This is a genomic window from Frateuria flava, assembly GCF_017837635.1.
Taxonomy (GTDB): domain Bacteria; phylum Pseudomonadota; class Gammaproteobacteria; order Xanthomonadales; family Rhodanobacteraceae; genus Frateuria_A; species Frateuria_A flava.
Genome location: NZ_JAGJRS010000028.1, coordinates 46,100 through 59,376 on the forward strand (window position 1 = coordinate 46,100; position 13,277 = coordinate 59,376).

The window sequence follows — 13,277 nt, forward strand, 5'->3', positions numbered from 1 at the left end:
AAAAAAGATGTCTGCGCCCCGCCATCGAAGGCGGGGTGCAGGCAATCCGGGGTTGCTTCAGAACAGGTACTTGACCTGCAGGTTGACCTCGCGGCCTTCCAGCGGGCGGGCCAGGATCACGCCGGTGGTGCCGGCGGCCGAACCGAAGATGCGCGAGTTGCTCTCGGTCAGGCCCAGCTCGTTGGTCATGTTGGTGCCCTGCAGTCGCAGCTGCCAGCTCTGCTGGATGTTGGCGACGATGCCGAAGTCCCAGGTGTGGTAGCTGCCCAGCTGCTGCAGCCCGGAGATGTCCTGCGTGTGCGCACCCACGTGGGTGAAGGTGACGAAGGCCAGCACGTCGCCCCAGCCGAAGGGGATCCTGTAGCTGGGCGTGAACATGTAGCGCACCTTCGGCTGGCGCTGCAGCTGCACGCCATTGATGAATGCGCAGCCGTCGCCCGCCACCGGGTTGGTGTAGGGCAGGCACGAGCGGTTGTGCGAGTAGTGGCCGTCCAGGTAATTGCCGACCAGCTGGAACTTCAGGTTCTCGGTCGGGCTCCAGGCGGTGTTGACGTTGACGCCCTTGGAATCGGAGCCGTAGGTGCTCTGCGGGCCGTTCGGCACGCCGGCCGCATCGGTGGGCTGGTACAGCAGGCCGATGAACTGGCGGTGGTAGGCGCTCAGGTCGAGGAACCACTGCTCGCTCTGGTACTTGAAGCCGCCCTCGAAGTTCTGGATCTTCTGCATTGGCGCTGTGTTGCCGGTGGTGTTGCCGCGGATGCCATTGTCGAAGTCGTCGAAGTGACCGCCCTGGTTGGCGCGGAAGTACACGCTCATGTTGTCGGCGAGCTCGTAGTTCACGCCGAAGGTCCACGACGGATGGGTCTTGTCGTAGCGCGTACGCGCGAACGTGCCGTCGCACACCGGCACGGCGTTGTTGTAGAGCGTGTACGGGTTGCCGTCGGTGTCGATCACACCGTTGACAGGGTTGCCGTCGGCGTCGACGCGCCCGTCGCTCTGGAAGTTGCACACGTTGTTGGTGGCGTCCTGGTTCTCGATGCGGCCGGAAAGGTCGATCAGCCACCTGCCGATGCGCCAAATGTCGGACAGGTAGAACGCCTTGTTGGTCGCGCTGCCGTGCTGGGCGATGTTGTAGCCGCCGTTGTCCAGGAAGCCCTGGCCGTCGGTCAGGTAGTAGGTCTGGCCGCCGTCGGCGTAAGTGACCGTGATCGGCCGCGCATTGGGGGTGTTGGTCATCAGCATCTGGTTGCCCAGCGCCCACTCGTCGTCCATGGTGTAGTGCGCCAGGTAGACGCCCGCGGTGAGCGTGTTGCCTTCGAAGATCTCCTTGCTCAGGCGGAAGTCGTTGCTGATGTTCTTCAGGTGCTTGTGGATGAACCACCAGCCCTGGTGGATCACGCTCTGGTTGGGATCGACCGCGCCGCCGCCGACGTAGCTGGCGGTGGCCGAGCCGGGCGCCAGGTTGAACGCGCCGATCTGGCTCTGGTCGCTGTAGAGCATGTCGTCGAGGCTGCCCGGGTTGGTGCCGGAGAACAGCGCATTGGTGTCGGCATCGCCACCGTCGATCAGGAACTTGTCCGAGATGCTCCAGCCGTTGCCCAGGTCGTAGTCGAAATTGCCGCCGAAGAAGCCGAACTGCGCACCGCGCCCGTTGGCGAGGTTCGCGTCGCGCCCGCCGCCCGGATAGCCGGCCAGGAACACGTGCTGGATGGCCGGACCGTTGTAGGTGTCCGTGAGCGGATCGAAGCCCGGATAGGCGCTGAAGTGGTCCGTCCCGCTCTGCAGCAGCGGTATCGGCGTGATGAACTGGTTGCGGTCGTTGAGGTAGCGCGCGTACAGCATCATCGTGCCGTTGTCGCTGTCGTGGGTGAACGTGCCGGTGAGCTGGCCACCCTTGTCCGCCGCGAATCCCGGATCGCGCACGCCGTCGGAATCGCGGTAGAAGCCGCCGATGCTGCCGTAGGTGTCCTTGCCCAGCGGGAAGCCGAAGAAGCCGTCGATGCGCTTGAGGTTCTCGCTGCCGTAGGTGACCCCGACGCTGCCCGAGGGTACCTCGGTGCCCTGCTTGAGGATGAAGTTCTCGCTGGCGCCGATCTGGCCGTCGGCGAACACCACCGACGGGCCGCCCTGGATGATCTCCGCGCGATCGACGGTGTCGTCGAGCCGGAAGATGGACGTCTGTTCGAAGAACGACAGCGTGGGCATGCCATACAGCGGCGACCCCATCAGCTGCACCGTGTTGAACGGCGCATCGCCGCCGCCGGGAAAGCCGGCGATCTCGATGTTGGCGCCGGTCTGGCCGCCGGTGGATTCGGGCCACAGGCCCGGGGCGATCTTCAAGAGGTCCGCCGTGCTCTTGGGGTTGGCCATGCGGATCTGCTCGGCGGTGGCCGTGGTCACCGTGTAGCTGGTGTCGATCTTCTTCAGGCCGCCGGTGGCGGTGTTGCCGGTGACCACCACCTGTTCGAGGCTCTTGGCGTTCGCGGCGCTGGGCGCCTGTGCCTTCGACCGGGTCGGTTGCGTGGTGTTCGACGGCGGCGTGGTGTCCTGCGCCGCGTCGTTGTTCTGCGCCAGCGCAAGGCCGGGCATCAGGCAGGCGGCGATCGCCGCGGATAAGGCCAGTCGCACGTGCTTGTTCATCAGCTTCGCTCCCCGCATAAGTGATGTTCAAACGGCCCGGGACCGCGCGTGCAGCCCTGCCGCTCCGCCTACTTGCGCCCACTTGTGTGCCTTGCGCCTGCGGCATCTCGAGCGCAGACCGGGGGCATGTTTGCCCTGCTTTGACAGCGCTGTCAATTTGCCGTGCAACAAATTTCTTACACGCACCTTTCCTTCACGCCGCCGGCGCGGTCGACTCGCGCAGCTCCAGCGAAAACGTCGCCTGCACCATCGCGCCAGGCCGTCCGCGCAGGGTGTCGAGCAATTGCAGCGCGGCGATGCGGCCCATCTCACGGCTGGGCTGGTGGATCGTGGTGAGCGTGGGCCAGATCTGGCGCGCGATCGGGGTGTCGTCGAAACCGCAGACGGAAACGTCCCCCGGCACCGACAGGCCGTGCTCGCCGGCGGCCCAGATCACGCCGGCGGCCATGTCGTCGTTGGCCGCGAACACCGCGGTGGGGCCATGCGGCAACGAAAACAGCCGGCGCGCCGCCGCCACGCCGCTGCCGAAGGAAAAATCCCCCGCCACTTCCAGCGCCGGGTCGCACGGGAGCCCGGCGGCGGCCAGCGCCTGGCGATAGCCGGCCAGGCGCCACTGGCTGGCACCGTGGTCGGGATGACCGATCACGTGCGCAATTCGCCGATGCCCCAGTTCAAGCAGCCTGGCCATCATCTGGCGCGCCGCTTCCGGCTCGTCGATGAAGGCACCGATGGTGCCGGTGCGCTCGATCGGCGAGATGCTGGCGTAGAGCACGCGCCGCTCGCGCAATCGCTGCAGCAGCGCGGGGTGATCGGTGAGCGGTGGGGTCAGCACCAGGCCGTCGGGGCGATGGTGCGTGATCACCCGGTCGACGCGCTCGACGAAGTCGGCCTCCTCCATGTGCAGGGGGCGCACCATCATGCTGTAGTGGTGCAGGTCGCACGCTTCCAGTACCCCGGCCTGGATTTCGGTGAGGTAGTTAGCCGAGGGGTTGTCGTACAGCATGGCGACCAGAAACGAGCGGTTGCTCGCCAGGCTGCGCGCCGACTGGTGCGGGCGATAGTCCATCGCCGCCATCGCCGCGCGCACCTTTTCGCGCGTGGGGGCACGCACGTTCGCTTCGTCGTTGAGCACGCGGGAGACGGTCTTGGGCGACACCCCCGCGGCGCGTGCCACATCTTCCAGGCGTACCCGCATGGCGCGTCCCGCATCGACTGCTGGTGGCGGTCGACTATGCGTGTTGCGTCCGCCGGGCACAAGCGCGGTGGCGGCTACTCCAGGTCGAGCGCGGCCTTCGTGAGCACCTGCGTGCCGCGCGGATGTCCTGCCGGCGTACGGATGTCGGCCGGCCACGGCGCGCCGCCAGCCAGATGCGTCCACAGCCGGTCGAGCGCGGCGTAGCCATAGGGCAACAGGGGCAGGTGGCGCTCGCCGAAACCGGGCAGTGGCAGGAACGCATCGAAGTGCTGCGCGTGTGGCACCTTCCAGTACAGCGGGTGACGGCCCTCCGCGCGCAACCAGGCGATGTAGGGCTCGGAGGTGAAGGCGGTGGGCAGCAGGCCATCGTCGGCACCGTGCACGACCCATAACGGCAGGTCCGCGCGAGGCAGTCGCGTGGCGGTCGCCTCGATACCCGCGTGCAGCGCGCGCGAGGTGGCGTCGTCGCCGGTCCAGAGTGCGCGCAAACACAGCTCGCCCACCAGCGTGGGATCGGTTGAACGGTCGACGCCGCCGAACAGGCCGATGCCGTTGCCGGGCGGGATGCCGCCGCTGTCCGACCACCACGCCGCGCGCGTCGCCGCATCGGCCACGCCGGGCGTGCCGTCGGGCCTTGTCGCCGCGTAATGAAAGCCGCAAGGCATGTTGGCCGGGCCGCGGCGCAGGTAGGCCGCGGCGTAGCCAGCACTGATCGCGCGCCACAGGTCGAACGCGGTGGAGGTGGCCGCGACCTGCATGGCCGCGTCGGTCCAGCCGGCGGTGCGCAAGTGTTCGTACGCTTCGGCCGCCTGCGCCGCGGGCGCGTCGGCCTTGATGAGCCCCTGCGCATGCAGGCTGGCGCAGCGCTGCGCCCAACCCTGGGTCATCGGCGCGCGGGCGAACGGTACGGCATCGAAGCGCGCACCGCTCAGCGCGCACGGCAGCCAGATCGCCGCCTCGGTGGCGTAGTCGTAGAGCATGCGGCCCTGCCCCGCCAGTTGCACGTTCGGCTCCAGCGCGACCACGCCATCGAGCAGATGCCCGTCGTCGAGGCCCGCGGCCTGCAACACTGCGCCGCCGCCGTTGGACAGGCCGGTGGCGATGATGCGCGTGTTCTGCGGCGTGAACGGCGCCAGGTCCGGATAGGCGCGATCGAGCATGGCCAGTCCGAAGCGGGCCGCCTGCAGCACGTGGTGGCCCCAGTCGGCCTCCGGATTGTCGCCCGAGTGCATGTGCTTGACCGCGATGCCGGCGGCGCTCGGCAGAGGCGCCGGGGTGAACTCCAGCGGCGCCTCGCCGCGCTTCGCGCGCCGGCCATCCAGCGCGACGCCGCTGTTGTCGGCGTAGTCGAAGAAACCGGTGCCGGCGCCCTTGTCGGTGTAGGCGACCGCACAACCCTTTGGCAGCCCCCAGGCGCCGGCCAGCGCGATCGCGCCGTAGATGCCGCGCGAACCGGACGATGCAGTGACCACCAGGCACCGCTTGTCCTTGTCGAACGGGTCGGGCGCCTGCAGCAGCACCCGATGGGGCTGGTGCGCGCCGCGGATCCACGCGAACGCCTGATACTCGCGCCCCGGCACGCTCGGCACGCTGCCATAGACCTGCCCGTAGCCGCCCAACGGGCCGAGATCGGCGATGCCTTTCCAGCTCATCTGGATGGCACGGCGGCGCAGTTCCGCTGCGCTGGGGTCGGCCGGATCGGCGAACGGCACGGGCGCACCGGCCAGGCCCGCAAGGCCCAGGCCGGCGCTGAGCAGGTCATCGTGGTCGCGATGGGCGGTGACGCGCACCTCGCCAGGCACGAAATCGATCGATGGCATGGCAGCCTCCGTCGCCGCGGCGTGGGCGGCACCGCCGGCCAGGGCCGGCGCCAGCAACAGGGTCAGGCGCTTGAGTAACGCGTTCATCCCGCGCACCTTAGCAAGCGCGCACGCGGCCGCCATCGTACGAAGGTCCATGCCCTGACCCTGCGATGAGCTGATTGGCATCGCGAAAGTGGGAATCCTATGGCTCCAGTGGACAGCTCCTCGCCTCGCCCTGGCCGCCGCTCCCTCCGCGCAGCGAAAGGAGCCGAGCTTCAACTCGACGGGAAGGCCTCCGCCCGCTACTTTCCATCTTCATGCCTTCCCTGCTGATCGCCGACGACCACCCGCTGTTCCGCGCCGCGCTGCGCCAGGCGGCGCTCGCCTGCGTCGCCGATGGCCAGGTGATCGAAGCGGCCGACCTTGCCGACGCCCTGGCCGCGCTCACCGCGGCGCCTGACACCGACCTCGTGCTGCTGGACCTGCACATGCCCGGCAGCCAGGGCCTGTCCGGCCTGGCCGCGCTGCGCGGCCAGCATCCGGGCGTGGCGGTACTGGTGGTGTCGGCGCACGACGAGCCGCGCACCGTGCGGCGCGTGCTCGACCACGGCGCGGCCGGCTTCATTCCCAAGAGCGCCAGCCCCGCGCAGATCGGCGAGGCGATCCGCACCGTGCTCGATTGCGGCACCTGGGTTCCTCCCGAACTGGCCAGGGCCGTCGATGCACTCGCGCCCGACCCGCAGGACACCGACCTGGCCGCGCGGCTGGCGCGCCTGACCGAACAGCAGTACCGCGTGCTGGCGCTGATCGGCGAGGGCCTGCTCAACAAGCAGATCGCCGATCGTCTGGCGATCCAGGAGCGCACGGTGAAGGCCCACGTGACGGCGATCTTCGAGAAGCTCGGCGTGCGCAACCGCACCCAGGCCGGCTTGTTGCTGCGTTCGCTGGACCTGGGCGAGCCGGCGCGGGTGTCGTAGGCGGTTTGAGGCAAGGCTTCCCCCATCCGCCTGTCGGCACCTTCCCCCGCGCAGCGGGGGAAGGCTCACTGGGTGACGTTGCGCGGAAGTGGTCTTGCCGCTTTGGTTTGTTTTGCCACGCGCGAGTGAACCGACGCGAGCTTTGGCGGCGGTTCGAGGCAAGGCTTCCCCCATCCGCCTGTCGGCACCTCCCCCGCGCAGCAGGGGAAGGCTCGCTGGGTGACGTTGCGCAGAACCGGAAAGGCCTCACGGGTTGCGCTGCGGGAAGCTCATCCTTCCCCGTTCACGGGGGAAGGTGCCCGGAGGGCGGATGGGGAAGCCTTGCCTCAGCCCCACCCCAGCGACAACGCGCTACGGAACGCCCGCGACTGTCCGCTCAACGGATCGACGAACGCCAGCCCGCACGCCAGCAACTGCAGCGGCCGGCTGAAATCGTCTTCTGCCTGCTCCTGCAGCTGCGGATAGAAACGATCGTTGCAAATCGGTGCGCCGAGCGCGGCCATGTGCACGCGCAGCTGATGTTTGCGTCCGGTATGCGGTTCAAGTGCATAGCGCCACAGCGTCGGCCCGCGTTCGATCACGTCCACGCGCGTCTCGCTGTTGGCCTCACCCGCCACCTCACGCATGCGGAAGAACGGATCGCCCGCCTCCAGATGCGACCGGTGCACATGCGGAAACGAAAGTCGCGGCAACGGCGCAGCCAGCGCTTCGTATCGCTTGGCGATGCGCCGCTCGCGGAACAGCGCCAGGTAGGCATCGCGCGTCGCCGGCAACGCCGAGAACAGCACCAGCCCGGCCGTATCGCGATCGAGCCGGTGCAACGGCACCAGCGCCGGATTGCCCAGCCGCTCCACGAGCCTGGCCAGCAGGGTCTGCCGCACGTAGCCACCGGCCGGAATCACCGGCAGGAAGTGGGGCTTGTCGACCACCACCAGATGCTCGTCGGCGTGCAGCACCACCAACTCGCCGGAGATGGTCGGCTCGCTCGCGACCTCGCGGAAGTAGCGCAGCTTCATGCCCGCGCGAAAGGGCGTGTGCTCGTCGATCGGCCGGTCGTGGGCATCGAGCACGCGGCCGCGCCGCACGCGGTCCCGCCAGCGTTCACGGTCGATCCGTGGGAAGCAGGCACACAGGCCCTCGAACGCCGTCGTCCAGTCGCCCTGGGGCAGGTGCACGGTGCTGGGCGCGGTGGCGTGGATCATCCGGCCAGCTTAGCGCCCGCCGCGGCGTACAATGACCGATTGACCCGCACCAGGCACGACCATGGCCCTCAACGCCACCATCCACAAGGCCGAACTGTCGATCAGCGACATGGACCGGCACTACTACGCCACCCACGCGCTGACCCTCGCCCGCCACCCTTCCGAAACCGAAGAGCGGCTGATGGTGCGCCTGCTCGCCTTCGCGTTGCACGCGGACGATCGGCTTGAGTTCGGCAAGGGCCTGAGCGACGAGGACGAGCCGGCGTTGTGGCGGCGCGGGTACACCGACGAAGTCGAACAGTGGATCGAGCTCGGCCAGCCGGACGAGGCGCGCATCCGCAAGGCCTGCGGGCGGGCCCGCCAGGTCGTCGTGGTCAACTACGGCGGACGCGTCGCCGACATCTGGTGGGACAAGGTGGGCGCCTCGCTCTCGCGCAACGACAACCTGACCGTGCTCGACATCGACGAGCCCACCGTGCGCGAGCTCACCGCCCTGTGCGAGCGCGGCATGCGGCTGCAGTGCCTGATCCAGGATGGCGAGCTGCAGGTGATCAGCGGCGATACGACCCTGGCGATCCGGCCACGCGCCCGCATGGGCGAATACGCCGCCGCCTGACGCCCGACTTCCCATGCAGGAGCGCAGCGGCACGCGACCGCCAATGCACAACCACGCGCCGTGGTCGCGCCCAAGTGCGCTCCCACACGCGACACAGCTGCCGCGACCCGCTGCAACAACCGCAATAGCGCCAGCAGCCTGAGCGGTCTGTAAAGCACACCGATCCCCACACCGGGCAGGAGCGCACTTGGGCGCGACCGCCATGCACAACCGCGCGACGTGGTCGCCTACGTGCGCCGCTACACGCGCACGGCGGCTGCCACACGCTGCAGCAGTTGCCGCAGGGCCAGCGGCTTGAGCGGTTTGTAGAGCACGCCGATTCCCGCATCGAGCAGCCGCTGGCGCAACTCGCCGTCGCGGTCGGCGGTGAGCATCACCGTCGGCACGTCCGGATGGCGTCCGCTCAGTTTGCGCCACACGTCCCAGCCGGTGCGCCCGGCGTCGAGGTGGTAATCGAGGATGTGCAAGTCGGGCTGCCATGGCGCGGCCAGTGCCTGCGCGGCATCGCGCGCGGCATGCACCTGCCAGCCCCAGCTGGTCAGCAGCGCGCTGAGCGCCGCGAGCGCGGCCGGCTCGTTGTCCAGCACCAGCGCACGCCCGGCCGGCAGCGGTTGCGGCGGGGGCGTGACGGCCGGCAGGCTGGCCGGGCGCCGCGCCAGTGGTACGCCCAGGTCGAACACGCTGCCCTCGCCCGGCCATGAGCGAAGACCCAGCGGATGCCCCAGCAGCCCGGCCATGCGCCGGGCGATCGACAGGCCCAGCCCCAGGCCCTGCCCGCCCGCGGCGCTGCCACGGCGGAACTCCTGGAAGATCATCGCCCGCTCCTCCGGCGCGATGCCCGGTCCGGTATCCCACACCTCCACGCGTACCTGCCGGCCGCATCGACGCACGCCCAGCAGCACACGGCCCCGCTCGGCATAGCGCAGTGCGTTGGACAGGAAGTTCTGCAACACGCGACGAAGCAACTGCGGATCGGAATGCACCCAGGCGCGCGTGCCGACCACGTCCAGCCGCACGCCGCGGTCGTGGGCGATGGCGCGGAACTCGGCAGCCAGCGGATCGAGCACCTCGGCCAGCGCGAACACGCGCGGCTGCGGCTGCAGCCGCCCGCCTTCCAGCCGCGCGATGTCGAGCAGGCCGGCGAGCAGCCCTTCGGTCGCCGCAAGCGCGCCGTTGAGGTTGGCCGCGATCGCTCCGTCGGCGCCGCGTTCGGTCAGCGTGTGGGCGAACAATTGCGCCGCGTGCAGCGGCTGCATCAGGTCGTGGGTGACGGCAGCCAGGAAGCGGCTCTTCGCCTCGTTGGCGCGTTGGGCCTCGGCGCTGGCGGCGGCCAGGGCGCGGGTGCGCTCCTCCACGCGAAGTTCCAGCGTCTCGTTGACCTTCTTCAGCGCCTCCTCGGCGCGGCGGAAGGCGGTGACGTCGGTGAACGTGGCGACGAAGCCGCCGCCCGGCATCGGGTTGCCGCGGATCTCGACGATGGTGCCGTCGGGAAAGCGCCGCTCGGACAGGTGCCGCGTACCGGCCTGCATGTGGGTGAGCCGGCGTTGCACCCGCGTTTCCACGTCGCCATCGCCGATCAAGCCCTCGCCGATGATGAAGCGCGTCAGGTCGGCGACCGGGCGCCCCACCTGCAGCATGTCCGCCGGGTACTGGAACAGCCGCGCGTAGCAACGGTTCCAGGCGACCACACGCAGCTCCGCGTCGACCACGCAGATGCCCTGACTCATGTTCTCCAGCGCCGCTTCCAGCACGCGCTGGTTGAAGCGCAGGTCCTGGGTGGCCTCGCCCACGATGGCCGCGACCGTATCCAGCTGCGCACGGCCCTGCTTGTGCACCACCTCCAGCAGAAGTCGCGCCGAGGCCGCGCCGATCACCGCGGCCAGCTCGTGCTCCACCGCATCTACGCGCGCCGGCCCGGCGGCGCCCTGGGCCGGGGCCGAGGCGAACAGGTGCGCCACGCGATCGGGCGGCAGGAAGCGCTCCGCCAGCGCGCGCAGTTCGGCCACGCCCACGTCGCCGACACCGGCCACGCGCGCGGCCTGGCCAAAGCGCGATTGCGCCACCAGCCACATCACCGCCACGTTTGCCGCCAGGCTCAGCACCACGGCGCGCCCCAGCTGGCTCCAGTCGCCCAGGCCGAGCAAGTGTCCGGGCGACAGCCAGGCGATGCCGAACGGCCCGTCCGACAGCGACGCCGGCATCGTCGGCCACAACGACGGCAGCACCACGTAGAGCCACACCAGCGTCCCGCAGGCCAGTCCCGCTGTGACGGCGCGCGGACCCACCTGCGGTCGGTAGACCGCGGCGAGCAAGGCCGGCGCCAGCCCGGCCAGCGCCGAGAACGAGATCGCCCCGATATCGGCCAGCGCCTCGTGGCTGGCCAGCACGCGGCTGTAGCCCCAGGCCAGCAGGATCACCACCACGATCGCCACGCGGCGTTGGTTGATCACCTCGCCGCGCAGGTCGCCGCGCTCGTCGCGGCCCCAGCCGGCGCGCACGCGCAGCGGGGCGATGAAATGGTTGACGATCATCAGGCTGAGCGCCAGCGTCGCCACCACTACCATGCTGGTGGCGGCGCTCAGGCCCCCGAGGAAGGCCACCAGCGCCAGGGCGTGCTGCCCGCGCGCCAGCGGCAGGGCCAGCACGTAGAGATCCGACGGCACGCCGCTGGGCCCAAGCCACGCGTCGCCGAGCTTCGCCAGCGGCAGGATCGGCAGCGCGATCAGCAACATGTACAGCGGAAACAGCCAGCGCGCGGTGCGCAGGTGCCCGCCGTCGCGGCACTCGACCACACCGGCGTGGAACTGGTGCGGCAAGGTGAACATCGCCAGCGCGCCGAGAAGGATCAGCGCGGGAAACCCGTTGGCTTCGTGCGGTACCGCCACCGGCGGTGGCAGGCCCGCGGGCAACGGCGTGAACAGCAGCGTGCCCAGCGCCAGCATCGCGCCGAGCTTGAACAGCGACTCGAACGCCATGGCCAGCACCAGCCCTCGGTTGTGCGCGGTGGTGCTGGCGCGGCGGGTGCCGAACAGCATCGCGAACAGCGCCATCAGCAGCGCGATGTACAGCGCGCTGTCCTGCCAGGGTTCGGACTCGGCCAGTTGGCCGTGGCTGAGCAGCATGTAGCTCATTGCCACGGCTTTGAGCTGCAAGGCGATGTAGGGAACGATGCCCAGCACCACCACCGCGGTGACCAGTGCCGCCAGTCCCGAGTGACGGCCCAGCCGCACCGCGATCAGGTCGGCCAGCGAGCCGGCGTTGTACTCGCGCGCCAGCTCCACCAAGCGGCGCAGCACGGCAATCGCCAGCAGGTACATGAGGATCGCGCCGACGAACGTCGGCGGCAGCCACCAGCCCGAGCGGCTGGCCTGGGTCACCGTGCCGTAGAAGGTCCAGGAGGTGCAGTGGATCGCCAGCGACAACGCGTAGACGATCGCCCAGCGCTTCTCGAACAACCGCGGGCGACGCTCGCCCAGCAGTGCGACACCGAACAGCAGACCGAGCCAGCAGGCGGCGGCGAGGGCGATCAGGGTGGGGCTGGGCATGACGTTACACGCTGCCGGATGCACTCCCTCTCCCCTGCCGGGAGAGGGTTGGGGTGAGGGGCGGGGGCTCGCAGGAAAGGATGCTCAGGCCGCCCCGTGTCGCCCCCCAGGTACGCAACCGGAAGCGCAAGACCGCAGCACCCGATGCACTTCGCTAAGCCCGGCAACATCACGGCCAGCCCCCACCACTCGCCCCGGCCCTCTCCCTGGAGGAGAGAGGGAGCAGAGCGTGAGGTCATCGGCCTTCTGGCAATCCCAGCGCACGCACGGCATCGACCAGCCAGCGCAATTGCACGCCCTGGCGCGTGTCGTAATCGGCTCCGGAGTATCCCCACCAGTCCCAGCATGCCTGTGGATTCAAGGGCGCGAAGCTCGCGCGTGCCTGAGGGTACAGCACGACCACGTCGTAGGCGTCGGCCCAGCGGTTGAAGCCGGCGTCGCGCACGAACGCCTCGCTCACCGCCTCGGCGTTCTGCTTGCAGCCGTGCAGCGCGACCAGCAGGCCGCAGGGTTTGCCGCCGGCGCAGGCAGGCGGCAGGTAGAGGTAGCCCTGGTCGGCGAGGAAAGCGTCCTTGCTGCCCGGGCGCAGCGCGTCCTGGTCGAACGTGCGCAGCTCGCCGCGCGGGGCGGCCACGGCACGCGCCGGCTTGCCGAACAGCTCGGCGAAGATCTCGCCCGCCGCATCGAAACCGCAGTGGCCCAGGAACGGCGACACCGACTTGCCGCAGTCGTCGCCCTTCCCCGCCACGGGCAGGTTGTGTGCGAAGGCGCGGCCACCGTCGTCGTGCACCTGCATGCTTTCCAGGCCCGGCACGTCGTCGCGCAGAGTTTGATAGAACTGCGCGCCGGCTTCGGCCACCGACGGCGCGACCATGGCGTCCTTCTTGCCGTGCAGCAGGTAGACGCGTGCGTGGGCCAGCTCGGCAAGCGCGCCGAGGCGTCCTTCGGCCGACAGCTTGCGCGCGCGGGCGACGAGCGCGGCCACGTCCGGCGCCGGCGTGCCCTTCATGCAGCTGCCCAGCGCCGTGGCGAGCTGTCCGCCGGCACAACCGTAGGGGCCGCCGGCGACGAGGGCGGCGCCATGGAAGATCTCGGGGTAGGCCATCTGCGCCTGGGTGGCCATGTAGGCACCGGAGGAGAGGCCGGCGACGGCGACGCGCGCGGGGTCGAGCTTGAGCGTTGGCAGCGACGGAGCATCGCCGGCATGGGCGAGCGCGCTGGCGAAAAGGAGGGCCAGCAGGCCGAGGGTCTTGCGCATGTCGATCTCCGGAGCGCGTGTCGTCTGTGGGAGCGCCCTCGG

General features: G+C 69.7%; 8 protein-coding genes. 2 read left to right on the forward strand and 6 right to left on the reverse strand.

The genetic code is table 11. The annotated features are described in order from the left end of the window. Positions 1-57 precede the first annotated feature (57 nt). The 3 genes from J7I44_RS13795 to J7I44_RS13805 all read right to left on the reverse strand — a co-directional run bounded on the left by J7I44_RS13795 (position 58) and on the right by J7I44_RS13805 (position 5,742). Positions 58-2,640 (reverse strand): TonB-dependent receptor, encoded by a 2,583-nt coding sequence (locus J7I44_RS13795; RefSeq protein WP_209621979.1) that lies wholly within the window; start codon positions 2,638-2,640, stop codon positions 58-60. 193 nt (positions 2,641-2,833) lie between these two features. Beyond that, on the reverse strand, positions 2,834-3,835 hold the full coding sequence (locus J7I44_RS13800) for a LacI family DNA-binding transcriptional regulator (RefSeq protein WP_209621982.1): 1,002 nt from the start codon (positions 3,833-3,835) through the stop codon (positions 2,834-2,836). A gap of 74 nt (positions 3,836-3,909) precedes the next feature. Continuing rightward, positions 3,910-5,742: a 3-hydroxybutyrate oligomer hydrolase family protein gene (locus J7I44_RS13805; RefSeq protein WP_209621985.1), complete on the reverse strand. Its 1,833-nt coding sequence runs from the start codon at positions 5,740-5,742 to the stop codon at positions 3,910-3,912. 212 nt (positions 5,743-5,954) lie between these two features. On the opposite strand from J7I44_RS13805, the gene J7I44_RS13810 reads away from it, so the two are divergent. Then, positions 5,955-6,614, forward strand: a complete 660-nt coding sequence (locus tag J7I44_RS13810) for a response regulator transcription factor (RefSeq protein WP_209621988.1) — start codon at positions 5,955-5,957, stop codon at positions 6,612-6,614. 326 nt (positions 6,615-6,940) lie between these two features. On the opposite strand, the gene J7I44_RS13815 is transcribed toward J7I44_RS13810, so the two are convergent. Continuing rightward, positions 6,941-7,816, reverse strand: coding sequence for a pseudouridine synthase (locus tag J7I44_RS13815; protein ID WP_209621991.1), 876 nt, complete (start codon positions 7,814-7,816; stop codon positions 6,941-6,943). Positions 7,817-7,877: 61 nt separating this feature from the next. Here J7I44_RS13815 and J7I44_RS13820 point away from each other — a divergent pair, with 61 nt between their 5' ends. Further along, positions 7,878-8,432: a YaeQ family protein gene (locus tag J7I44_RS13820; RefSeq protein WP_209621994.1), complete on the forward strand. Its 555-nt coding sequence runs from the start codon at positions 7,878-7,880 to the stop codon at positions 8,430-8,432. A 239-nt stretch (positions 8,433-8,671) separates the two neighbouring features. On the opposite strand, the gene J7I44_RS13825 is transcribed toward J7I44_RS13820, so the two are convergent. Both J7I44_RS13825 and J7I44_RS13830 read right to left on the reverse strand, forming a co-directional pair. Next, positions 8,672-11,977 (reverse strand): PAS-domain containing protein, encoded by a 3,306-nt coding sequence (locus J7I44_RS13825; protein WP_209621997.1) that lies wholly within the window; start codon positions 11,975-11,977, stop codon positions 8,672-8,674. 235 nt (positions 11,978-12,212) lie between these two features. After that, positions 12,213-13,235 (reverse strand): extracellular catalytic domain type 2 short-chain-length polyhydroxyalkanoate depolymerase, encoded by a 1,023-nt coding sequence (locus tag J7I44_RS13830; RefSeq protein WP_245188195.1) that lies wholly within the window; start codon positions 13,233-13,235, stop codon positions 12,213-12,215. Positions 13,236-13,277: the final 42 nt, after the last annotated feature.